This is a genomic window from Pseudomonas sp. H9, assembly GCF_004353925.1.
Lineage (GTDB): Bacteria > Pseudomonadota > Gammaproteobacteria > Pseudomonadales > Pseudomonadaceae > Aquipseudomonas.
Window position 1 is genome coordinate 168,302 of the sequence record NZ_SMOK01000004.1, and the last position, 23,858, is coordinate 192,159.

Sequence of the window (23,858 nt, forward strand, 5' to 3'; positions counted from 1 at the left end):
GGCGAGGCGGGTAGTTTCGGAGCGGGCAAAAGGGGGCGCCGTCAGCGCACGCGAATCTTGGGGTCTTGGGCGCCTTGCCGCAGGTTGGCGAGAAAACCTTCCAGCGGTGCCGGCTCGGCCACCTGGGGCAGCATCTCCTTGTCCGGACGCCGGGCCCAGAACGCCTCCCAGGAAGGGAACAGCTCATGGAAGCTGCCGACGTAGGGCTCACGGCCCGGCCAGCGCATCTTCATGCCACCGATGGGCGGCTTGTTCAGGTCGGTGGCGTACCAGTAGCAAGGCAACCGGCGGCGGAAGTACCAGCGACCGTCGATACGCTCGTAGTCATCCCAATAGAGCATCTGCATGATCACCCACTCAGGGCCGGTCTCATGCTCGTTCTTGGAATAAACGACGCCGGTAGCGTGGTCGGCATCCCGGAACTCGATGATGTGTTGGCCCAAGTGGTGGGCGGTGCCTTCGAACTGCAGGCGCATGGTGTCGTCGAGCCAAGCCTTGAAGTGGGCTCGGCCCACCTTGTCACGGCCCACTCGCACGTCATGGGCGAAGCAGTTGGCCATGGCGTCGAGGTCGCGCATGTCCAGGGACAGCGCGTACTTGCCGGCCAATTGGCGGATCTCGTCGAGAGATTCGAGGCGGTCGATGCGTGCGAGCAAGTCTTTTTGATCCATGGCGCGGTTCACTCCAGCACGGTGTAGAGGTCGGAGCTGCGCCCGCCGTCCACACAGAGGGTGGCGCCCGTGACGTAGGAGGCTTCATCCGAGGCAAGGAAGAGGATGGCGTTGGCCAACTCGTGAGGTTGCCCCACGCGCTTCATCGGGATCAGCTTCTCGGTGTTCGCCCGCGACTTGGGGTCGTTCATCATGCCGGCCATCGCTGGGGTATCCACCACACCGGGAATCACTACGTTGCAACGCACGTTGCAGGCTGCACCTTCGCTGGCCACTGCGCGGCTGAAGTTGATGACCGCCGCCTTCGCCGCCGAGTAACCAGACATCCAGGCGGTGCCGAACAGACCGCAGATCGAGGCCATGTTGACGATGGCGCCGCCGCCCTGATCCTTCATCAGACGCATGGCGGTGCGGGTACCGAAGAAAGTGCCGTCTACCGTGGTGCGGAAGTTGGCGTGCCAGTCCTCAGTGGACATGCTGTCGACGCTGCCCCAGGTGTAGGCCATGGCGTTGTTCACCAGGATGTCGAGTCGGCCATGGCGGCGTGCGGCGTCTTCCAGTGCCGCGACGTAGGCCGCCTCGTCACCAACATCGGCCACCGCCACATCGGCCCGACCACCCAGCTCGAGGATGCGCTCGCGAAGCGCGTGCAGCGGTTCCGCGCGGCGGCCGCAGAGCACCACGCAGGCGCCCTCCTCGGCGAAGCGCAGGGCAGTGGCTTCGCCGATGCCGGAGCTTGCTCCAGTGACGAAGGCGATCTTTCCATCAAGACGTGCAGACATTGCGGGTTCCCCTGATCAGATGAAGGCCATACCGCCGTTGACGGCGATGTTCTGGCCGGTAATGAAACTGGCGTCTTCGCTGGCGAGGAACACCGCCACGCGGGCGATCTCGTCGGTTTCGCAGAGTCGACCGAGCGGCACGCCCTTGAGCAGGTCGGCCATCATTTGGTCAGGGATGCCGGCCATCATTGGGGTGTTGGTCGGCCCCGGTACCAGGGTGTTGACGCGAATGCCGCTGGCGGCCAGTTCGCGGGCGATGCCGCGGGTAAGGCCCATGACCCCGGCCTTGGAAGCGCAGTAGTGGTTGGGGCCTTCGCCGGTCAGCGCCGAGGTGCTGGACAAGTTGATGATGCTGCCGCCCTGGCCACCCTTGACCATCAGCCGCGCGCCGTCGCGAGCGCAGAGGAAGGTACCGGTGAGGTTGACGCCAATGACCCGCTGCCAGCTCTCTACCGGGGTGTCGAGAAAGCTGTCCAGGCCGCCGATACCGGCGTTGTTGACCAGAATGTCGAGGCGTCCGAAACGCGCTTCCAACTGAGCCATGGCATCAGCCACCGAGGCGCTGTCGGCGACGTTGCATGCCACCGCAAGCACTTGATCACCGAACTCGGCCAGCCCTTCGCGCAGCGCTTGCAGGTTGATATCGGTGGCGACCACGCTGGCGCCTTCAGCGACGAAGCGCCGGACGATGGCCAGGCCCATACCCTGACCTGCGCCGGTAACGAAGGCGACCTTGTTGTGCAATTTCATGCGGGTTCTCCTGCGAGAGAAATAAACGGACGACCGTGCCGCTGCACGACCGAAGTTGCCTCGCATCATTGATGGCCCGCCCGGCTGCCACATCGTCCGATGAGACTAAGGCGACTGCTGTCGTCAGCTGGTCTGAACGGACGATGCCCGGCGTGCGCAGCCCGTGGAGCATCCGGGAACCAGGGAGGCCGTGCTGGCGCCTCCCCTACAACAAGAAACGGAGAATCCAGATGACCCAACTCGTCGATCTGCCACTGCCCGTCGGGCACTACCTCACCTTGCCCAGCGGCCTGCGGCTGCACTACCTGGACGAGGGCCAGGGCCCGGTGGTGCTGTGGATGCATGGCAGCGGCCCGGGTGCCAGCGGCTACAGCAACTTCAAAGGCAACTACCCGGAGTTCGTCGCCGCCGGCTACCGCAACATCGTCCTCGACCTGCCGGGTTTCGGCCGTTCCGACAAACCCGATGACGGCCAGTACGACCTGGCGTTCTTCGTCCAGACCCTACAGGCCTTCACCCGCGCCTTGGGCCTGACTCGCTGCACTGTGTTGGGCAACTCCCTGGGCGGTGCCATCGCCCTGGGCCTGGCCCTGGCCGAACCGGACCTGGTGGAAGGCTTGATCCTGTTGGCGCCGGGCGGCGTCGAGGAACGCGAAACCTACTTCAAAATGCCCGGCATCCTGCGCATGGTCTCGCTGTTTGGCGCTGGCCCCATCGGTATGGACGAAATGCGCAGCATGATGAGCCTGCAGTTGTTCGATCCGTCGATCCTGCCGGAAGAACTGTTGGCCGAACGGGTGGCGGTGGCGGTGACCCAGCCGAAGAACCTGTTCAGCACCATGATGATCCCTAACATGGAAGCGCGCCTGGGCGAGATCAACTGCCCGATCCTCGGCTTCTGGGGCAGCAACGACAACTTCAACCCGGTGAGCGGTGCTCAGCGCATCGTCGATGGTGCCCGCAAGGCACGTTTTATCGTGCTCAACCAGTGCGGGCATTGGGTGCAGGTGGAGCATCGCGAGCTGTTCAACCGCAGCAGCCTGGAGTTCCTGCGCCACGGGTGATCGCACCTGCTCCGGTGGGAGATACCGTCTTGCAGGGCTTTGCCTGAATGACCATGAAGCCAGCTCCAGATGGGAGCTGGCTTGCCCTGCGATCTGGCGCGAAGCGACAGCAATTCAGTCGCCTCGGTGTGTCATTTGCCTTGCAAGCGGCTTGTTTACGGCCACTGCGCAGCCGATCGCGGGGCAAGCCCGCTCCCACCGGAGCAGGGCCTCATGGCCAGTTAAAGCGCCACAAGACTGTCCCTCACGCGTTCGCCGCCTCATCACCGTAATGCTGATAGGACTGCTCGGTATGCTCCAGCCCCGGGCTGACCGTAACCAACCGTCTTGCAGGGCTTTGCCTGAATGACCATGAAGCCAGCACCAGGTGGGAGCTGGCTTGCCCTGCGATCTGGCGCGAAGCGGCAGCAATTCAGTCGCCTCGGTGTGTCATTTGCCTTGCAAGCGGCTGTTTTACGGCCACTGTGCAACCGGTCGCGGGGCAAGCCCGCTCCCACCGGAGCAGGAGTTAAAGCGCAACAAGACAGTCCCTCAAGCGTTCGCCGCATCAAGGAACGCCGGCCGTTCACCCCCGCCATGCAACAGCAGGTTGCAACCACTGGCGTAGCCACCCAGGGGTGAGGCCATGAACAGGCAAGCCGCGCCGATGTCCTCTGGCATCGCCATGCGACCGGCCGGAATGGTAGCGCTCACCGCAGCGATTCCCGCCTCATCGCCGTAATGCTGGTAGGACTGCTCGGTATGCACCAGCCCAGGGCTGACCGTAACCACACGCACCTTCGGCGCCCACTCCACCGCCAGTGAAGTGGCCAGGTTGAGGATGCCGGCCTTGGCCGCACCGTAGGCCGCAGTCAGCGGCGACGGGCGCAGGGCACTGACGCTGCCGATGAAAACGATCACCCCGCCCTGCTCCTGACCCTGCATCAGGGCGTTGGCCTGCTGGGCCACGTTCAGCGGCGCGATCAGGTTGAGGCGGATGATGCTTTCGTGAAAGCGCGGCGAGGCAGTGGCGGCTTCGGCCGAGGGGCTGCCGCCGGCGTTGTTCACCAGCACGTCGAGACGGCCAAAACGCTCGCGGACCTGAGCGAACAATCGCTCCAGGGACTCGCTGTCACGCACGTCGGCGGCGATGAACTGTGCCTGACGTCCACCCGCTTGCGGCAACTGTTCAGGCGCGTTGCGCCCGCACACCAGCACCTCGGCGCCAGCTTCCAGGAAACTGCGGCTGATACCCGCGCCGATGCCTTTGGCGCCACCCGTGACCAGCACCACCTTGCCGTTGAAATCCAGCCCTTTGCGAATATCCATGGTCGTTCGACTCCTCTAGCGATCTGGGCGCCAATCTAGAAGCAGCGACGCCGCCCCACCACGTCTGAACGGACGATGAGCCGACCTTCGGTGGGGGCAACAATCACGCTGAACGCGGCCCGCGCCGCCCGCTATGAGAAGCACCATGACCGAGCCGATCCCACCCGTCCTGCTGGAACGCCCAGAACCGGGCATCGCCCTGCTGCGCTTGAACCGGCCGCAGGCTACCAACGCCCTAAGCCTGGAGCTGCAGACGCTGCTGGCCGGGCATTTCGCCGAACTGGCGGACAACCCCGAGGTGCGCTGCATCGTCCTCACTGGCGGCGACCAGGTATTCGCCGCCGGTGGTGATATCGGCAGCATGGCCGGGGTTGGCGCCATCGATATTTACCAGCGTCACACCGAGCGCCTTTGGGCACCGATCCAGCATTGCCCGAAGCCAGTCATCGCTGCCGTCTGCGGCTACGCCTACGGCGGTGGTTGCGAGCTGGCGATGCTGGCCGACCTGATCGTCGCCGGACGCAGCGCGCGCTTCGCACAGCCGGAGATCCGCATCGGCATCATGCCGGGCATCGGCGGCACCCAGCGACTGGTGCGCGCCGTGGGTAAGGCCAAGGCCATGCGCATGGCGCTGACCGGCGCGCCGATCAGTGCAGAGGAAGCTTGGGTTGCTGGTCTGGTGAGCGAGGTTGTCGACGACCATCAGGTACTGGCGCACAGCCTGCAACTGGCCCGCAACATCGCCGCCATGCCGCCCTTGGCTGCCGAGCAGATCAAGGAAGTGATTCTGGCCGGCATGGATGCCCCACTGGAGGCAGCCCTGGCCCTGGAGCGCAAGGCCAACGCCTTGCTGTTCGCCTCCCGCGACCAGAAGGAAGGCATGCAGGCCTTCCTCGACAAACGTACCCCACGCTTCGAAGGCCGCTAAACGCGCTGCAGCAGGGAAGGACTTGACGCTGCGATACCCAGCAGAACTGGCCGATGGGTACCGCTTCGCTCAGGACGCTGCGCCCAGACGATTGAGCAGCGCGTCGCCAGGCTGGCCGAGAACGCAGGAGGTACCGCCGGGGCTGTACATCATCGCCACACAACGGTTGCATGAAGTGCAAATCGAGTCGCGCTCGGCACCGCCCCTGAGCTTGGCCACATGGTCCGGCTCGGCGATCAGCGCTCGGCCCATGGCCACTGCGTCGAAGCCTTCGGCCATGACCCGGCCAATACCCTCCAGCCCCCTGGCCCCACCCAGATAAGCCAAGGGCATGCGCACCGCCGCACGAACCTTGCGCGCATGTTCCAGCAAGTACAGCTCGCGGAACTCCACCTTAGGTTCGGTAAGGCGCTGCACCGCCATGGCCGCAGCGATCAACGGGTTTGCAGAACTGACGCGGTTCTCCTTGGGGAAGGAGGAGCCGAACATGGTGGTGATGGACTCCACATTCATCCCCGCACTCAGCACCAGCAGGTGCGCGCCCTCGCGTTCGAGGATGCGCGCCACGGCAGCACCGTCGTCAGCATCGTGGCCGCCGCGCACACCCTCGGTGATGCTGTACTTGCACAGCACCGCGAGGTCCTTGCCCACCGCGTCCAGCACCCGACGCAGCACCAGTGCGGGGAAGCGCAGGCGATTCTCCAGGCTGCCGCCGTACTGATCGCGGCGCCGGTTGTACAGCGGCGAGACGAACTGGCTGAGCAGGTAGCCGTGCCCCATGTGCAGTTCCACCGCGTCGAAGCCAGCTTCTCGCGCCAGCCGCGCGCCACGCACGAACTCGCCGGCCACCCGCTCCAGGTCGGCGTCGGTCATTGCCTGCTTGAACAGCATGCCGCTCATGATCCCCACCTTGTTGAAGCCGCCGCTGGAAGACAGCGGCCGACGGCTCCCAGCGGGCGGCAAAAAGGTGAAGCAGCCACCGTGGGTAATCTGTGCCGAGGCTGCTGCGCCGTGGCGGTGCACTGCGTCGGTGATGGCCCGTAGGTGTGGTTGGGTGGGTTCGTCGAGGAGGATCTGGTTCGGCAAGGTACGACCGTCGGCACTGACCGCGCAGTAAGCCAAGGTAGTCATGCCCACCCCACCGGCGGCCAGAGCCTCGTGCAGGCGCAACAGGCCCTTGCTGGGCACCCCGGCAGGCGACATGCCCTCGTTTGTGGCGGCTTTGATGAAGCGGTTGCGTAAGGTCAGCGGGCCAATCCGCAAGGGTTGAAAGGCGGTCGGTTCCGCGCCGCGCAGGGCATTGTCGTGCATGTTGTGGTCACCCCTGTTGTTGTAGTTGTGGGTTACAGGGATTGTTCGCCCGCCCTGCACGAGCGACATCGTCCGACAGGACTAGCCTCCCGCCTCCTCCGGGCTGAAGGCTGCCACGCTGCCCAGCAGCAGTTGCACCAGGTCGGCCTGGCGCGATACACCGGTTTTCGAAAAGATCACCCGTAGATGCGCCCGCGCCGTATTACGGCTGATGGTCAGGGCGCCAGCCGCCTGCTCCAGGCTCTGACCATGGCACAGCAGCGCAGCCAGGCCAGCCTCCGCCGGGGTCAACTGATAAAGCTGGCGTAACAGAGCCTCGGAGGGCTCGGGACGGCTCAAGGGGTCGCGAATGATCACCTCCAATGCCGCCTCGCCGGCGTAACCTTGGCCGTGGGGCAACCCGCGCAACAGCACCCCGAGGCCATGCTCGCCACTGCCCAGCGCCAGCGCCTGAGCCGCAGGCCCGGCGCTCTCGGTGCGGGCCGCCAGCACCCGCTGCAGAGCCCGTTCCAGGCGCCGCTCGTCCAGCCCGTTGGTGGCTCGCAAGCGGCGCCCCTTCAGGGTCAGGCCATGGTTGGCGGCAAGCAGTTGTGCCGCCACCGCGCTGCACTGCAACAGTTCGCCGTGGGCATCGAGCAGCAGCGTGCCCACCCCCAGGCGCTCCAGGGTCGCAGCCTGCAGACGGTGCTCAGATTCCACCCGGTCGAGCCGTGCGTGCAGGCGCAAGGCCCGCTGCAGGTGCGGCAGGAGGAAGGCGCAGAGGGTACGTTGCGCCTCGTTAAAGGGCGCCATCTTCGGTGGCCGGGTGACCCGCAGGCGGCTCTGTCGCCCCTCTTCCAGGTCCAGGTCGGCCCCCATCACATGGCGGATATCCAGTTCACGGAGCAGGTCGCGGTAGATTGCGCTGTCCAGCCAGCGACGTTCGTCGAGCCGTTCGTGGAGCATCAGCATCTGGCCGGACGGCAGGTCGATGAAAGGATCGAGGGCATACCAGGAACGCTCATAGGTGAGCGCGATAGCGGGCCGGGCATGGCCGGCGAAGATCACCAGGCCAGGGTCGCCCGGCGTTGGCGAACGCACCGCCAGGGAAACGAAGTTGGCCGAAAGGAGCTGACGCAACCGCTCCAACAGAGCGGTCCAGGGCACCGTTTCAAGCACGCCCTCGTAGACCAGGCCGACCAGTTCAAGCCGGGACTCGGGCGTATCTTCACGGGTTGGCATGGGCGCTCGACTGGCCCGGCCGCGGCGCAAGCCGCGACCGGGGAACAGCTTCAGAAGCTGTACTTGGCGTTGAACGACAGGTAGTCGCGGTCTGCAAGCAGGCGGCCCATGGCAACGTTAGGCGAGCTGAGGTAGTCGACGTAAGTCAGGCCCACCTGGAAGTTGCCCAGGTACTTGAGGTCCGCGCCGAGGGTCATGCGCTTCTCCTCGCGGCCGATGCCCTGGATGGCGCTGCCGTCGATGTTCTGCTGCCAGTTGGCTTTGGTGATCAGGTCCCAGCCACTGAACACGCCCGGGTAGTCCATTTGCGCGCCGATACCAAACAGCGTCGAGCCACGGGTCTGGCCGTCATAGACGAAGTTATCGAAGCTGCCGACAGTGAAGCCGCCGACGCTGACGCTCACTGGGTCCACGTCTTCGATGTACTGGTGCATCACCTCGCCGAACACCGAGGTTTGTTGCGCCAGCCAGGATGGGCCGATCATGTACATGGCGTTGAGGTTGCCCTGCCACACCTGGCCACGGGCCGGGGCGCCGTTGTCCAGGTATACCGCCGAGCCGTCACGGTAGCTGAGATCGCCGGCGAACTGCACCGAGTCGCCGATCTTCGAGCTGAAGCTCAGGCCGGTCAGGTCTACGTCCTCGAAGAAGCCGACCTTGTAGGTGCCGGCGGCCACGACGCTGTCCAGGGTGGAGTACTGGGTGTCGCCACCAAAGTTGAAGAACAGCGCGCCAAGTCGCTCGTGGTAGCGATAGTGGAACAAGCCTACCTCGGTGCTCTCGGTCAGCCGGTAGCGCGCGCCGACACCCCACTGGCCGCTGTCACGGGGCTTGTCACGGCCAGCGAAGGCCAACGCCGTAAGGCTTGGGTCACCCGCGGCGAAGCGGAAGAACTCGGCACCGGGGCCATAGATGTCGTTGCCGTTGAAGTAGTCGCCCACCGGGTTGATCTGCGTCTCGTCCCATTCGTACTGGTAATAGGCGAGCAGCGCGAGGTCTTCGTTCAGCGACCAGGAACCGGAGATCTGCCCCACCGGCAGGTAGGCGTCTTTGGCTTCGGTGCCGGGCACGTTGAACTTGGTGGCGTCCACCGGCGCCTGGCCCTGGCTGATGTTCGGCCAGAATAGGCTCTCGCCCCAGGCCACCAGGTGGCGGCCAGCCTTGACCGACAGGTACTGGCTGTCGAACACATCGAAGTTGCCGTAGACGTAGGCGTCCAGCAGGCGCGCCTTGCTGCCGCTGTAGCGGCGGGTGTCGCTGATGAAGGCATCGTAACGGCCCGTTTTGTTCACTGTGTCGGGCGAATCGTTGTCGTTGCGGTTGTGGTAGACGTCGTCGTAGAAGTGACTACCGCGCACCACCGCGCCGAGGTTCTGGTGAGCGAGCATGAGCTCGCCGAACAGGCTGACACGGTTGGTGATCAACGCACCACGGTCGAAGTTGCGGGTGCTGTCGTCGTTGTTCAGGCTGTCGAGGTACTGGTTGGCCTGCTTGCCAGTACGCACCGAGGCGGTGTAGTTGACGGTCAGGGTCGAGTCCAGAGTGGTCTCTTCACCCAGCTCGATGGTCGGTCCGGCCACCGCGCTTGCGTTGGCCAGGGCCAGCGTCAGGCCGAGTATGCCGGGGACGTACCCCCTCCCCAATTCTTTCTTGCACATGGTTTTATCCTTATTGTTGTTTTGCACTCGAATTCCCGCCCCTACGAAAGGCCGTGGCCGCCCGCAGGCTCCACTGGACGCCCCCGCAGTGTGGAAAACCTGCGAGGGCGGCACATCCTCCATTCGAGCTAGTCCGGTCATGCACCCTGGCTTGTCACGTGAGCACGCAGCTCGTTCTTGGCCACCTTGTTCGAGGGGTTGAGCGGCAGCACGGGGAAGAAGCGCACCAGGCGCGGCACCTTGTAATTGGCCATGCGCTCACGGCTCCAGCCGATCAGCCCGGCCTCGTCCAGCCGCTGCCCCTCGTGCAGCACCACGCAGGCGCAGCCCACCTCCCCCATGCGCTCGTCGGGCACGCCGATTACCGCCACTTGGGCGATGGCCGGGTGCTCCAGCAAACCGGCCTCGATCTCTGCCGGGTAGCAGTTGAAGCCGCCGACAATGAACATGTCCTTGAGCCGGTCGGTGATGCGCAAGTTGCCGGCGGCGTCGAGGCTGCCGACGTCGCCCGTGTGCAACCAGCCATCGGCGTCAATGGTTTGCGCCGTGGCCTCGGGGTTCTGGAAGTAGCCCTGCATAACGTGGAAACCACGCAAGCAGATTTCCCCGGTCTCACCGACGGCCAGCGCGCGACTGTCGGCATCGCGGATGCTCACCTCGGTGCCGGCGATGGCCTTGCCACTGGTGCCGGCGATGACCTCGGGGTCATCGGTGGGGTCGCAAATGGTCGCCAGTCCGCCGCATTCGGTGAGGCCGTAGGCGGTAGTGACCACCTGCAGGCCAAGTTCCTCACGCATGCGCTGGATCAGCACCGGCGGTATGGTCGAAGCACCGGTCACCGCCACTCGCAACGACGACAGGTCGGTCTCGGCCAGGCCTGGGTGGGCGAGCATGGACAAGTACAGGGTGGGCGGCCCCGGCAGCACACTGATACGTTCCTCGGCGATGCGGCGGAACACTGCGTCGGCGTCGAACACCGGGTGCGGCAGAATGGTCGCTCCGGCCAGCAGGCAGGTGAGCCAGCCGGCCTTGTAGCCGAAAGCGTGGAAGAACGGATTGACGATGAGGTAGCGGTCGCCGGGCACCAGCCCGAGCACCTTGACGAACTCGCCGAAGGCCCGCACGTTCTGCCCGTGGGCGCTCATCACGCCCTTTGGCTTGCCAGTGGTGCCGGAGGTGAACAGCAGGTCCGAAAGGTGCTCGGCACGTACTGATTCGGCCCGCTCTCGCGCCGCGTCGACGGCCACTTGGGCGCCGCCAGCGAGGAACGCCTCCCAGCCGAGGCGACCGGGCGCGGGCGTCTCGGCGCCGAGCAGCACCAGGTGTTCGAGGTTGGCCGGGCGGTGGGGTTCAAGCAGCGCTGGGTAGTCGACGCCAAGGAACTCGCCCTGAACAAACAGCAAGCGTGTGCCGCTGCGCTCAAGGATATCGGCGGCCTCAACGCCCTTCATACGCGTGTTCACTGGCACCAGCACGGCGCCAGCGCAATGCAGGCCAAGGGCAGCGAGCACCCAGTCACGGCTGTTGGGCGCCCAGATGGCGACCCGGTCGCCAGGTTCGATGCCTCGGGCCAGCAGCGCCCGGGTCACCTGCAGTACACGCGCTGGCAACTCGGCATAGGCGATGGCCTCGCCGTTCTCCTCTATGGCTGCGCGGTCGCCGTAGCGCCGTGCGGCGGCGAAGAGCAGAGCGGGAATCGAGTCGGGCTGGAAGCGTTCCTGGAGGGAACGGGCGGATTGGGCAGTCTGAGTCATCGCGAAAGGCTCGCCTTACGGGTCATTCGGGGAAACGGATATGCAGCGCGTCGCTGGTGGGCACGGCTTGGCAGGACAGCACCCAGCCCTCGGCCAGTTCGCCAGCATCCAGCGCGTCGTTGATCAGCAACTCGACGCTGCCCTCGGCCAGGGTGCACATGCACGAGGCGCAGCCGCCGACGCGACAGGCACTGGGCGGGTTGAGCCCGGCACGCTCCATGGCCAGCAGCAACGTCTCGCCGCTGCGGCACTCCAGCTCGTGGCGCTCGCCGTCCAGATCGACGGTCACGCGAGCCGCCATCGCGGCGTCGCTGGCCGCCACCTCGACCACCTCGCCCTCCCCCGGCAGGGAGACGAAGCGCTCGACGTGGATACGGGCTTTGGGCATATCCAACTGCGCGAGAGCCGCCACGGAAGCGTCCATAAATGGCCCCGGCCCGCAGATGAAGGCCTCGGCCGCAGCGAAGGGACGCGCCAGCTCGGCCAGTTGGGCCACGCTGGGAATGCCCTGCACCGAGTCCAGCCAATGCACCACTTGCAGCCGCGACGGATGGGCACTGGCCAGGGCCTTCAGCTCGTCACGGAAGATCACCGAGGACTCGTCGCGGTTGGCGTAGATCAGCAGGATGCGACCCTGCCCGGCCAGCAGCGCCGAGCGCAGGATCGACAGCACTGGCGTCACCCCGCTGCCGCCACCGAATAGCAGCAGGTCACCATCCAGCCGACGCGGCACGAACACCCCGGCCGGGCGCATGACCTGCAGCTGGTCACCCGCTTGCAGCTCGCCGCACAGCCAGTTGGAGGCACGGCCATCGGCCACTCGTTTGACGGTGACCCGCAGCGGCTCGTCCAACAGCGGCGTACTCGACAACGAGTAGCAGCGTGGCAGCCAGTCCTCGTCATGGGGCACGCGCAGGGTGAGGAACTGCCCCGGCTGGTAGCGGAAATCCGCCGCCAGTTCGGCCGGCAGGTCGAAGATCAGGGAGCGGGCATCGGCAGTCTCTTCGACCACCCGGGCCACCCGCAGTGTCAGGTAATTGTTCATGGTTGCGGTACTCATCAGGAACAAGCGGTGGCCGCGCGCGGCGCCTGCGCCACGGGCCGGGCTTGCGCCACCGCACGGGCGGCGCGGCGGCCGGAAAACACGCAGTCGGCCAGGGAAAGGCCGCTGACGTAGAGATTGGAAGCGACGCCGATGGCCGCGCGGCCGACGGCATACAGGCCGGGAATGGCCTTGCCCTCGGCACTCAGCACCGCACCGCTGTCTTCAGCCACCCGCAGGCCGCCAAGGGTCAGGCCACCCATGGGGTAGGCCTGGTTGCCCGCCGAGATGTCGCAGGCGTAGAACGGCCCCTGATCCAGCACCTGGCGGCTGTACGCGGACTTGCCCTGCGGATCGTCTATCAGCCCACGCGCTGCGGCGTTGTTGTCGGCCAGGGTGCGGCCAAAGGTGGCGGCGTCCATTCCGGCGGCCCGAGCCAGTTCTTCCGGGGTTCGGCCCTTGCGTGCGCTCAGCATCAGCAGTAGCGCGGGCACTGTCTGGAACCACCAGTAGCCGCCGGTCAGGGTCTCCCACAGCGCTTGGCGGCGTAATTTGCGATCCAGTACCAGCCAGCCATCACCGCCGTGATCCTCGCACAGCGGCGCGCCGAGGGTGGCACCGTAGACTTCCTCGTTGCAGAAGCGCTGGCCCTGGCGGTTGACTACCACGCCCTTGGGCCAGCACAGCGGCGGATTGAGAAAGCGCCAGGCAGACACCTGGCCCAGGCGCTCGCTGGCGGCGCCGACGGTAGCGCCCAAGCGCACCGCCGAACCATCACAGCCGGTGGCGCCCACCTTGAAGTTGCGCAGGTACTTGCGCGCGTGCTCGCGCATCATTTGCGGGTTGAAAATGAAGCCACCTGTGGACAGCACCACGCCCTGGCGGGCGCGCACCAGCAGCGGCCGGGCGTGCTCACGCTCGATCTGGCTGAGCTGCGCACGCAGGCCGTCGCAATGGGCCGGGCGGAAGTTTTGCAGGCGCTCGGCACGCTCGGCCAGGCGAGCGTGCTTCTTTGCCACCGAGCTGCCGGCCGGCAACGTCCAGAGTTCGGCACCAACCACCCGGCCGCCACAATCCAGCACCAGGCGACGGATCGCCGATTGCAAGCGGGTGCGGATGCCGGCGCGCAAGCAGGCGTCCCGTAAATGGCCGAACAGCGCTTGGCCGCTCTGTCCCTTGGCCACGGTGCGATGGCCGCGCGGCGCGGGGTCGTGCTCGCCGCGATGCGAGGGCACCAGTTCGTTGCCGGAGTAGTAGAGGAAGTAGCCATCTTTCGGGTAAGAGGTTTTGCCGCCGCCCGGCGGCATGCTGTGTTCGTAGCGGGCCCCGTGGCCTTCCAGCCAGGCCAGGTTGGCCACGCTTTCGTCACAGAAGCGCTTGAGGGTGGCATCGCTGACCACGCCCTGAGTTTCGTGGCGCAGGTAGTCGAGCATGGCTTCGGGAGTGTCGCGAAAACCGGCAGCCCGTTGCTGGCGCGTACCACCGCCGGCGTAGACCACCCCGCCGCTCTTGGCGCTGGCGCCACCACCCTGGAAGCGGTCGGCAATCAACACGTCCAGGCCCTGTGCATGGCCTTCCAGCGCGGTGCAGGCGCCTGCTGCGCCCCAACCCACCACCAGCAGTTCACACTGCTCATCCCAGTGCTGGCCGTCGGCGTCGTCGATGTACAGCGGCTGGAGGATTTCCGTGACACTGCTGCCTTGGTGCTTGCTCATGGACGTCTCCTCAACGCTGGCCGGCGATATGGTTGGCGGCGACATAACCGAAGGTCATGGCTGGGCCCAGGGTGCCCCCGGCCCCCGGATAGGTGGTGCCGAGCACCGAGGCCGAGGTGTTGCCGATGGCGTAAAGGCCAGCGATGGGCTGGCCGTCCTCGCGCAGCACCTGAGCATGTTCGTTGGTCAGCAGGCCGCCCTTGGTGCCGATGTCGCCGGCGTCGATACGCATGGCGTAGTACGGCCCTTTGGCCAACGGGGCGAGGCAGGGGTTGGGCTTGACGTCGACGCTGCCGTAGTAACGGTCGAAGACGTTGCCGCCCCGGCCAAAATCGATGTCCTCGCCGCTGAGGGCGAAGCCATTGAAGCGCTCGACAGTGGCTTTCAGGCCTGGCGCATCGACGCCGATCTGTGCGGCCAGTGCGTCCAGGCTGTCGGCTCGGTAGTAAAGGCTGTTCAACCACGCTTGCGGCAGACGGCTGTCGGGCATGATCTGCGCTGGCATCAGCGGGCCCATGGCATAGCTGAAGCGAAAGCGCGAATCGAATACCACCCAGGCCGGAATCGAGCCGCCCTCGCTGGCCTGCTGATCGCGGTACATGGCGTCGACGAACTCGAGGTAAGGCGCCGCCTCGTTGACGAAGCGCCGACCCTTGGCGTTGACCACGATGGCACCGGGGAATGCGCGTTCGGCGAAAATCGGCCGGGGTTTCTCCTCACCCGGCACGGCGATGGTCGGCGCCCACCAGCCCCATTCCATCAAGTCGGTGGCCGCGCCGAGGGCTTGAGCGGCCTCCAGCGCCGCGCCAGTGTTGTTGCCCGGTGGCGTGGCGCTCCACTCACGACGCGTGGGCTGCGGCAGGTAGCGCTCACGCAGCGCCTGGTTCTGCTCGAAACCACCGCTGGCCAGAATCACCCCCAAGCGGGCCTTGAGTTCCAGCTCGCGGCCGCCACAGTGCACGCGCACACCGGCGACGCGTCCGGCGTCCATGGTCAGCTCGCGAAAATCGGTGTTCAGCCACAATGGCACGCCACGATCCATCAACGAGCGGCGCAGCGACGCCACCAGCGAAGCACCCAGGGCTGTGCGGCGGTCCAGCTCACTCTTGCGCCGCCAACTGAAGTCCAGCTTGTAGCGCAGCATCAGCCAGAGCAGCATCAGCCTCCAGCCAAAACTGCGTGACATGGCTTTGTGGGCCTGACGCGCGGTCCAGGCGATCTTGCCCATCAGCAGGGTGGTGGCTGAGGCCGGACGCATGTTGTTGAACTCGTCCTCCAGCACACTGGCGTCGAAAATCTCCGGATCCAGAGAACGCCCACCGGCCAGCGAACCGGGCAAGTGCGGGTAATAGTCGGGATACTTGTCGGCGACGGCGAAGCGCACCCGGCTGCGGGCTTCCAGCTCGCCGACCATCTTCGGCGCCTGCTCCAGGTAGGTGCGCAAGCGCTTCTCGTCGACCCGCTCGCCCACGGCCGCCTTGAGGTAGGTCCAGGCCTTGTCGACGCTGTCGTTGCCACCCTTGGCAATGAAGTGGTGGTTGTTCGGAATCCAGATGCCGCCACCGGAGATCGCCGACGTGCCACCGAACTGGTTGCTCTTCTCCACCACCAGTACGGAAAGCCCGTGGTCGGCGGCAAACACCGCGGCAGTCATGGCGCCGGCACCGGAGCCAACGACGATGAGGTCGAAACTGGTCTGAACTTCTGCTTGAGCCGTCATTTATTGTTATGCCTTTGGCTGTGATCGAAGCTGGCCGCAGCGACACGGCCGGAACGCGGGAGGGGCGGGGCGACATGCGCCCCGCCACGCCTCAGACGAAGGGATCGGGGTTGGGTAGGCCCAGTTGCACGGTGCCGAAGGATCTGCCGTAGAGCATGTAGTTGTTGGCGATGTGCCCACGGGCCTGGTGCAGATCGCGGAACAGCCGCTGCACCGGGTTGCTGCTGTACAAGCCGCTGGCGGCCATGCAGCGCAGCAGCTCGCTGACCTTCTCGGCGCAGACGTTGGTCACGTAGGAAGACTGGAAGCGGTACAGCAGGCGGGTATCGGTGTCCGGCACCTCCCCCTTGCCGGAGAGGTCCAGCAAGTGCGCATAGTTGCGCTCCAGCACCAGGCGCAGCATGTCGACGAGAATCGTTGCTTCGGCCACGGCAGTCTGTGCCATGGGGTCGTCGGCGGTGCGCATACCGTGCTTGCCGACGTGGCCGGCGGCGGCCGCGCGGAACTCGTTGATTGCACCCTGCAAGGCACCGATAGCGGAGGTGGACACCGCACGGGTGAACACCTGGGCGAAGGGAATGCCGTAAATCGGGTTGGTGTTGATCTTGCGCCCCGGCGTCGCTTCCAGAGAGAAGTTGTTGGTGCGCTGCACACGGTGGGCTGGCACAAACACGTCCTCGACCACGATATCGTGGCTGCCAGTGCCACGCAGGCCCAGCACGTCCCAATTGTGCTCGATGCGGTAATCGGCGCGCGGCAGCAGGAAGGTACCGTGCTCGGCGGGCAGCTCGCCTTCGGCCGGCAGGATGCCGCCGAGGAACACCCACTGACAGTGCTCCGAGCCGCTGGAGAAACCCCAACGGCCGCTGATGCGATAACCACCTTCAACCGGGGTGACACGGGCCGAAGGCATGTAGGTGGAGGAGATCAGCACCGAGCTGTCGGTGCCCCACACATCACGCTGGGCCTCCAACGGGTAGCGCGCCAGTTGCCAGGGATGCACACCCACCACACCGTAGATCCAGGCGGTGGACATGCAGCCCTCGGCCAGGGTCATCTGAATTTCGAAAAAGGTACGCAAGTCCACTTCGAAGCCGCCGAAGGCCTTCGGTTGCAGGGCACGGAACAGGCCGGCCTCGTGCATCTGGACGATGGTTTCGTCCGGCACCTTGAAGTCGCGCTCGGCCTGCGCCGCCCGCTCCTTGAGTGCGGGCACCAGGCGCCGGGCGCGTTCAATCAGTTCGATCTCTTGCGGGGTCATGTGTCGAATGCCGGTCATGTGTGGGGTCTCCCTGTGTTCTGTGCGCCTTCTGCGCAAGCCTGGGCCGATCATCGGAGGCTGGGGCACTTCCTTCATCGTCAAAGCGGACTAGTCGGAACGCCGCTGGCGCTGCGTCATTCAGGCGATGGTGAAACGCGCCGAGAGTCGCTCCAGGCTGACCGCCAGGCGGTCCAGGTCGGCCGCCGCAGCGGCGCTGCGCCCAGCGTTGGCAGCCAGTTCGCCTGTGCCGGCCGAAACCCCTTTCACCTGTTGGGCGATCTCGCGTGTGGCGGCCACCTGGGACTTGAGCACCTTGCCGATATCGTCCACCGCGCGAATCACCTGCTCTGTGCCCAAGCGGATTTGCGCCACCGAACCGCCGGCCTTGCCCGCCAGGTTTACGCCATCACCCACCCGGCGCACCGCCAGCTCCATGCTCACGGCCACGTCGCGCATGCCATCCTGGATCCTTCCGACGGTGCCACCGATCTCGTTGATGGAGCGCCCGGTGCGCTGGGCCAGCAGGCGCACTTCGTCGGCCACCACGGCGAACCCCCTCCCCTGCTCGCCAGCCCGCGCCGCCTCGATGGCGGCGTTCAGCGCCAGCAGGTTGGTCTGCTCGGCCACTTCCTTGATCACCCCGAGCACACCATTGATATCGCCCGAGCACGCCTCCAGCTCACGCAGCTGGCTGGCGGTCTCGGTCACCACCTGGGAAATGCGCTGCATCTCTTCGGCCATCTCGCGAATGAAGCCCGCGCTCTCACCGGAACGCCCGGCGGATTCTTCGGTGAGGTGGCGCGAGTCGTCGGCGTGGCTTTCCACCGCGTCGATGGACAGAGACAGCTGCTGCACCGCTGCGCTCATGCTGGCCAGCGCCTCGGCCTGACGCTCGCTGGCTTGCGAGGCACCGGCCGCCGCGCCAGCCATTTGCCGCGCCTCGATACCGAGGCGTTCGACCTGTTCGCGCATTTCGGCGATCAACCGGTGCAGGTTGTCGCGCATCTGCGCCACGTCGCGCAGCATTAGGCCGAACTCGTCGCGCCCCAGCTCCGGCACCCGCCGTGACAGGTCGCCGTCGGCGATGGTGCGCAGCGCCTCGCTGGCAACCCCGAAGGCGAGACGCAGGCGGCGCAGCGTGGACAGCGCGGTCGCGCTGCCTGCCAGAACACCGAGCACCGCCAGCGCCAGGTAGGCGCCCAGCGCAATGCGGTAGCGTTTCTCCGCCGCTTGGTAGTCCTGCGCGGTGCGTTCGCGCTGATAGCTCTGCAACTGGTCCAGGGCTTGGCTGGCCTGCTCACCGAGGGGCATGCCCACCTGCAGGAAACTGAGCATGCCGTCGCTGCGAAAATCGTCCAGGCGCAGGGAGGCGGCCACGCTGTCCAGTTCCACCAGCCACTCCTCGTAGCTGCTGGAAAAAGCCTTTGCCAGCGCTGTCTCGCGCTCGCTCAGCGGCCCTGCCAGGTAAGTCTTCCACAGCCCGGCGATGGCCCGGCTGTTGGCGTCGATGGCATCCAGCTGGACAGCTACCGGACGCTCATGGGCCAGCACCAGGGTGCCTTTGGGGTCGTACTGAAAGGCCAGCAGTACCAGGCGGCGGTTGTCATCCAGGCGCTGGCGCACTTCGGCGAAGGTCTGCAGGGCGTTGAGGCGCTCATCGTGCACCTGCTTGAGGCTGGATCGTGCTTGATAAAGGCCGTGCCACCCCAGGGCCACGGCAACGAAAAACAGCAGGCTGGCGAGTAGCGCCCAGAACCACAGGCGCTGGGCGATGGTGATGGAATTGAACATGGATAGGTTCCCTGCTGGTGAGCGGCTTGGCCGACATCGCTCAGGTGCCGGCTTCTTGTTGGCGCTGCCTTCTCCGGCCGGCGGCGTCCGCGGCGAACGTTGCCGACAAGCCGGAGTGGTCGCCTCGTCCGATCGGACGAGAGAGGGTTCTTTGCGCTAGTCCGTTGAGACGATGTTGTGCGGGGGGCGGGTATCGATACTGCGACCACGAGATTCCAGCCCAAGAGCCTGCCATGTCCGCACACACCAGTTTTGACCCGCAGTCCTTCCGCGCCGCCCTCGGCACCTTCACCACGGGGGTGACCATCATCACCAGCCGTGGTGAGGACGGTGAGCCGGTGGGCATCACCGCCAACAGCTTCAACTCGGTTTCGCTGAACCCGCCGATGGTGCTCTGGAGCCTGGCCAAGAACGCCCGCAGCCTGCCGGCCTTCAGTAGCGGCAAGCACTGGAACGTGCATGTGCTGTCGCACGAGCAGGAGACCCTGTCCGGCCGTTTCGCCCGCCAGGGTGAGGACAAGTTCGCCGGTGTCGACCTCGACGAGGGCATCACCCCGGCACCGCTGCTGCAGGACTGCACCGCACGCTTCCAGTGCCGCACCGCCTTTCAATACGAGGGCGGCGACCATGTGATTTTCGTTGGCGAAGTGCTCGCCTTCGATCACAGCGAGCGCTCGCCCCTGGCGTTCCAGGCGGGTCAGTACGCCCTGGCCACGCGCAAGCCGCGTCAGGAACTACGCCTGAGCAGCACACCACCGCCGGAGTGCAGCTATACCGAAGACCTGCTGGGTTACCTGCTGGGTCGCGCCCACTACCAGATGCTCAACGCCCTGCGCCGCCTGCTCAGTTCCCAGCAGTTGGACGAGCACGCCTTCTTCGTTCTCTCGGTGCTGTGCATCCGCGACCAGTTGAGCCTGGAAGAGTTGAACAATTTCGTCTCCTACACCGGCTTCGAGGTCACTCCGGCCACCATGCGATTCCTGGAGAAGCAGGGCCTGGTGGCGGTGGAGTCGATCGAAGGGGAGATCCGCTATGTGCTCACCGGCGCCGGCCGTGAGACCTCGCTGGAGGAAATCGCTCTGGCCAAGGCGGTGGAGCAAGACCTGGTGGACCGCCTCGGTGCCGCCGACGCAGACGCCCTGAAAGTGCTGCTCAAACGCCTGATCACCACCACCGACGTCGGCTTGCCCGACCTCTGGGGCCCGCGCTGAGCGCGCCCTTTACGGAGATGACCCGATGAGTATCCTGCAGCGATTCCGCCTGGACGGCAGTGTCGTCCTGGTTACCGGCGCCGGCCGCGGCATCGGTCGCGCCATCGCTTTGGCCTGCGCCGAAGCTGGCGCCGATATCGTTTGTTCGGCCCGTTCCCTGGACGAGATCGAGACCGTGGCCGAACAGGCCAGGGCGCTCGGCCGCCGCGCCTTGGCCGTGGCCTGCGACGTCACCGACGCCGAGCAGCGCCGCGCCTTGGTGCATGACGCCCACAACTACATGGGCCGCCTCACCCACCTGGTCAACAATGCCGGCGGCGGCGGTCCTAACGACCCGCTGGAGCTGCCGCCCGAACGCTTCAGCGAACTGCTCGAATTCAACGTCACCAGCGCCTACGCCCTCAGCCAACTGTGCGTGCCGCTGATGCGCGAAGCTGGCGGCGGCAACATCGTCAACATCAGCTCGGTGGCCGCGCGCTATGCCCAACGCCACTTCAGTGCCTATGGCACCGCCAAGGCTGCGCTCAACCAGCTGACCCGCCTGCTGGCCCAGGACTTCGCGCCGCAGGTACGGGTCAACGCCGTGGCCCCGGGGCCAACCCTGACCGACGCCTTGGCCGGGGTGATGCCCGACGCCATGCGCGAGGTCATGGAGCGCAACACCCCCCTCGGCTGCCTGGGCGAGCCTGCTGATATGGCCGCCGCAGTGCTGTTCCTCGCCAGCCCGGCGTCGCGCTGGATCACCGGGCGCATCCTCGACGTCGATGGTGGCGCCGACGCCACCGTCTGGCCCGGCTGACATCGGTTTGCCGGGTTAGCCACGCCGCGCCCGGCCTTTTTATTCCCACGCAACGGAGCGAGCCCCCTATGGACGCCCACCTGATCGAAGCGCTCGGCGACGAGCTGTTCCACGCGCTACAAGGCCGCCAGCCCCTGGCCCCCCTGAGCGAGCGCCACCCCGGCATCGACCTGGACGACGCCTACCGCATCTCCCTGCGTTTCCTGCAACGCCGTGAACAGGTCGGCGAGCGGGTCATCGGCAAAAAAATCGGCGTCACCAGCCGCGCCGTGCAGGAAATGCTCAACGTGCACCAGCCGGACTTCGGCTTCCTCACCGACCGCATGCAGGTAGCCGACGGCAGTGCCGTGAGTTGCACCGAGCACCGGCTGATCCAGCCGCGTGCCGAAGGCGAAATCGCCTTCATCCTCGGCGAGGACCTCAGCGGCCCCGGCATCACTGCCGAAGACGTGCTGGCAGCCACCCGTTGGGTGCTGCCCTGCTTCGAAATCGTCGACTCGCGCATCCACGACTGGCGCATCCGCATCCAGGACACCGTGGCCGACAACGCCTCTTGCGGCGTGTTCTGCCTGGGCACCGAGCGCATCGACCCACGCGAACTGGACCTGGCGGCGGTGGAGCTGCGCATGACCCTCAATGGCCAGCCCGCTGGCAACGGCCTGGGCAGCGCGGTGCAGGGCCATCCATGCGCCGCCGTGGCTTGGCTGGCCAACACCCTGGGCGCCTTCGGCATTCCCTTTCGCAAGGGCGAGGTCATCCTCTCTGGCGCCCTGGCCCCGCTGGTGCCGGTCGGCCCCGGCGACGAAATCGGCATGAGCCTCAGCGGCATCGGCCAATCCAGCCTGCGCTTCGTCGAGTGACCGGCGCCTCACCTCGGGAGAACACCATGAGCAAAAAGATCAAATGCGCCCTGATCGGGCCCGGCAACATCGGCACCGACCTCCTCTACAAACTAAAGCGCAGCCCGGTGCTGGAACCGGTTTGGATGGTCGGCATCGACGCCAGCTCCGAGGGACTGATACGAGCCCGCGAGCTCGGCCTGAAGACCACCAGTGACGGCGTCGATGGCCTGCTGCCGCATATCGAAGCCGACGATATCCGCATCGCCTTCGACGCCACCAGCGCCTACGTCCATGCCGAGAACAGCCGCAAGCTCAATGAGCTGGGCGTGCTGATGATCGACCTGACCCCGGCGGCCATCGGCCCCTACTGCGTGCCGCCGGTGAACCTCAAGGCCAACCTGGCCAGCGGTGCGATGAACGTCAACATGGTCACCTGCGGTGGCCAGGCCACCATTCCGCTGGTGGCTGCGGTATCGAGCGTACAGCCGGTGGCCTACGCCGAGATCATCGCCACCGCCGCCTCGAAATCCGTGGGGCCGGGCACCCGCAAGAACATCGACGAGTTCACCCGCACCACTGCCAGTGCCATCGAGAAGGTCGGCGGGGCGAAAGAAGGCAAGGCGATCATCATCATCAACCCCGCCGAGCCGCCACTGATCATGCGTGACACCGTGCACTGCCTCACCGAGGGCGAGCCGGATCAGGCACGGATCACCGCTGCGATCCACGCCATGATCGGCGAGGTACAGAAGTACGTGCCGGGCTACACCCTGGTCAACGGCCCGGTGTTCGACGGCAACCGGGTGTCAATTTTCATGGAAGTGGAAGGCCTGGGCGATTACCTGCCCAAGTACGCCGGCAACCTGGACATCATGACCGCCGCCGCCGCGCGCACCGCCGAGATGTTCGCCGAATCCCTGCTCAACGCCACCGCAACCGCCTAAGGAGCACACCATGGATCTTCGCGGCAAGAAAATCACCGTCCACGACATGTGCCTGCGCGACGGCATGCACCCCAAGCGCCACCAGATCAGCCTGGAGCAGATGCGCAACATCGCCACCGGCCTGGACGAGGCCGGCGTGCCCTTGATCGAAGTGACCCACGGCGATGGCCTGGGCGGCCGCTCGGTAAACTACGGCTTCCCTGCCCACACCGACGAGCAGTACCTCTCGGCGGTGATCCCGCTGATGAAGCGCGCGAAGGTCTCGGCCCTGCTATTGCCCGGCATCGGCACCGTCGACCATCTGAAGATGGCCCACGAGCTGGGCGTGAGCACCCTGCGCGTGGCCACCCATTGCACCGAGGCGGACGTCTCCGAACAGCACATCACCCAGGCGCGCAAACTCGGCCTGGATACCGTGGGCTTCCTGATGATGGCCCACATGAACAGCCCCGAGGGCCTGGCCCGCCAAGGGCTGCTGATGGAGTCCTACGGCGCCCACTGCGTCTACATCACCGACTCGGCCGGCTACCTGTTGCCCGAGGACGTGGCCGCCCGCGTGGCCGCCCTGCGCGCGGTGCTCAAGCCGGAAACCGAGATCGGCTTCCACGGCCACCACAACCTGTCCATGGGGGTGTCCAACTCAATCGCCGCCATCGCCGCTGGCGCCAATCGAATCGACGCGGCGTGCGCGGGCCTGGGTGCCGGTGCCGGCAACACACCGATGGAAGTGCTGGTAGCGGTCTGCGACCGCATGGGCATCGAAACCGGCGTGTCGGTGTTCGGCATCCAGGACGTGGCCGAGGATCGGGTGTTCCCGATCATGGACTTCCCGATCCGCAGCGACCGCGATGCCCTGACCATGGGCTACGCCGGGGTCTACGGTTCCTTCCTGCTGTTCGCCAAGCGCGCCGAGAAGAAGTACGGCGTGTCTGCTCGCGAGATCCTCGTGGAGATGGGCCGTCGCGGTATGGTCGGAGGCCAGGAAGACATGATCGAAGACACCGCCATGACCTTGGCCAAGCAACGCGCCTGACCCGCCACAACGCAAGGTGCGCCGCCGTCCCGGCACGCTGCCGGCGTGTGCGG

The 23,858-nt window shown here is 66.0% G+C and carries 20 protein-coding genes; 7 read left to right on the forward strand and 13 right to left on the reverse strand.

All coding sequences use genetic code 11. The features are described 5' to 3' along the window. Positions 1–41: 41 nt before the first annotated feature. Genes E1573_RS03160 through E1573_RS03170 form a run of 3 tightly spaced genes read right to left on the reverse strand, consistent with a single transcriptional unit; the run spans position 42 to position 2,203 of the window. Positions 42–671: a nuclear transport factor 2 family protein gene (locus tag E1573_RS03160; protein WP_133210586.1), complete on the reverse strand. Its 630-nt coding sequence runs from the start codon at positions 669–671 to the stop codon at positions 42–44. A gap of 8 nt (positions 672–679) precedes the next feature. Next, complete coding sequence (locus E1573_RS03165; protein WP_133210588.1) at positions 680–1,453, reverse strand: SDR family NAD(P)-dependent oxidoreductase; 774 nt, start codon at positions 1,451–1,453, stop codon at positions 680–682. 15 nt (positions 1,454–1,468) lie between these two features. After that, positions 1,469–2,203: an SDR family NAD(P)-dependent oxidoreductase gene (locus E1573_RS03170; RefSeq protein WP_133210590.1), complete on the reverse strand. Its 735-nt coding sequence runs from the start codon at positions 2,201–2,203 to the stop codon at positions 1,469–1,471. Positions 2,204–2,433: 230 nt separating this feature from the next. Between E1573_RS03170 and E1573_RS03175 the strand changes: the two genes are divergently transcribed. Then, positions 2,434–3,267, forward strand: a complete 834-nt coding sequence (locus tag E1573_RS03175; RefSeq protein WP_133210592.1) for an alpha/beta fold hydrolase — start codon at positions 2,434–2,436, stop codon at positions 3,265–3,267. Positions 3,268–3,798: 531 nt separating this feature from the next. On the opposite strand, the gene E1573_RS03180 is transcribed toward E1573_RS03175, so the two are convergent. Next, complete coding sequence (locus E1573_RS03180; protein WP_133210594.1) at positions 3,799–4,575, reverse strand: SDR family oxidoreductase; 777 nt, start codon at positions 4,573–4,575, stop codon at positions 3,799–3,801. Between the two features lie 145 nt (positions 4,576–4,720). Between E1573_RS03180 and E1573_RS03185 the strand changes: the two genes are divergently transcribed. Further along, positions 4,721–5,503: an enoyl-CoA hydratase gene (locus tag E1573_RS03185; RefSeq protein ID WP_177494560.1), complete on the forward strand. Its 783-nt coding sequence runs from the start codon at positions 4,721–4,723 to the stop codon at positions 5,501–5,503. A 69-nt stretch (positions 5,504–5,572) separates the two neighbouring features. On the opposite strand, the gene E1573_RS03190 is transcribed toward E1573_RS03185, so the two are convergent. The 9 genes from E1573_RS03190 to E1573_RS03230 form a co-directional block, all read right to left on the reverse strand. Next, entirely contained in the window at positions 5,573–6,814 is a 1,242-nt protein-coding gene (locus E1573_RS03190; RefSeq protein ID WP_133210598.1) for an NADH:flavin oxidoreductase, read from the reverse strand. Between the two features lie 81 nt (positions 6,815–6,895). Further along, complete coding sequence (locus tag E1573_RS03195; RefSeq protein WP_133210600.1) at positions 6,896–8,035, reverse strand: LuxR C-terminal-related transcriptional regulator; 1,140 nt, start codon at positions 8,033–8,035, stop codon at positions 6,896–6,898. 50 nt (positions 8,036–8,085) lie between these two features. Next, a complete protein-coding gene (locus tag E1573_RS03200; RefSeq protein ID WP_133210602.1) occupies positions 8,086–9,693 on the reverse strand; it encodes a DUF1302 domain-containing protein in 1,608 nt (535 codons plus the stop codon). A 137-nt stretch (positions 9,694–9,830) separates the two neighbouring features. Further along, positions 9,831–11,447, reverse strand: coding sequence for a FadD3 family acyl-CoA ligase (locus tag E1573_RS03205; RefSeq protein WP_133210604.1), 1,617 nt, complete (start codon positions 11,445–11,447; stop codon positions 9,831–9,833). 22 nt (positions 11,448–11,469) lie between these two features. Continuing rightward, on the reverse strand, positions 11,470–12,492 hold the full coding sequence (locus E1573_RS03210; protein WP_133210606.1) for a ferredoxin--NADP reductase: 1,023 nt from the start codon (positions 12,490–12,492) through the stop codon (positions 11,470–11,472). A gap of 14 nt (positions 12,493–12,506) precedes the next feature. Then, a complete protein-coding gene (locus tag E1573_RS03215) occupies positions 12,507–14,204 on the reverse strand; it encodes an FAD-binding protein (RefSeq protein ID WP_133210608.1) in 1,698 nt (565 codons plus the stop codon). A 10-nt stretch (positions 14,205–14,214) separates the two neighbouring features. After that, complete coding sequence (locus tag E1573_RS03220; protein WP_133210610.1) at positions 14,215–15,924, reverse strand: FAD-binding protein; 1,710 nt, start codon at positions 15,922–15,924, stop codon at positions 14,215–14,217. A 91-nt stretch (positions 15,925–16,015) separates the two neighbouring features. Further along, complete coding sequence (locus E1573_RS03225) at positions 16,016–17,203, reverse strand: acyl-CoA dehydrogenase family protein (protein WP_133210612.1); 1,188 nt, start codon at positions 17,201–17,203, stop codon at positions 16,016–16,018. A 120-nt stretch (positions 17,204–17,323) separates the two neighbouring features. Then, on the reverse strand, positions 17,324–18,976 hold the full coding sequence (locus E1573_RS03230) for a methyl-accepting chemotaxis protein (protein ID WP_133210614.1): 1,653 nt from the start codon (positions 18,974–18,976) through the stop codon (positions 17,324–17,326). 233 nt (positions 18,977–19,209) lie between these two features. On the opposite strand from E1573_RS03230, the gene E1573_RS03235 reads away from it, so the two are divergent. From E1573_RS03235 to dmpG, 5 genes are all read left to right on the forward strand, one after another. Further along, the gene (locus E1573_RS03235) at positions 19,210–20,187 is read left to right on the forward strand and encodes a flavin reductase (protein ID WP_133210616.1); all 978 of its coding nucleotides are present in this window, start codon (positions 19,210–19,212) and stop codon (positions 20,185–20,187) included. A 25-nt stretch (positions 20,188–20,212) separates the two neighbouring features. Further along, positions 20,213–20,986, forward strand: a complete 774-nt coding sequence (locus tag E1573_RS03240) for a glucose 1-dehydrogenase (protein ID WP_133210618.1) — start codon at positions 20,213–20,215, stop codon at positions 20,984–20,986. Positions 20,987–21,054: 68 nt separating this feature from the next. Beyond that, positions 21,055–21,846: a fumarylacetoacetate hydrolase family protein gene (locus E1573_RS03245; protein ID WP_133210620.1), complete on the forward strand. Its 792-nt coding sequence runs from the start codon at positions 21,055–21,057 to the stop codon at positions 21,844–21,846. 26 nt (positions 21,847–21,872) lie between these two features. After that, positions 21,873–22,772, forward strand: coding sequence for an acetaldehyde dehydrogenase (acetylating) (locus E1573_RS03250; RefSeq protein WP_133210622.1), 900 nt, complete (start codon positions 21,873–21,875; stop codon positions 22,770–22,772). A 10-nt stretch (positions 22,773–22,782) separates the two neighbouring features. Then, complete coding sequence (dmpG, locus tag E1573_RS03255; protein ID WP_133210624.1) at positions 22,783–23,805, forward strand: 4-hydroxy-2-oxovalerate aldolase; 1,023 nt, start codon at positions 22,783–22,785, stop codon at positions 23,803–23,805. Positions 23,806–23,858: the final 53 nt, after the last annotated feature.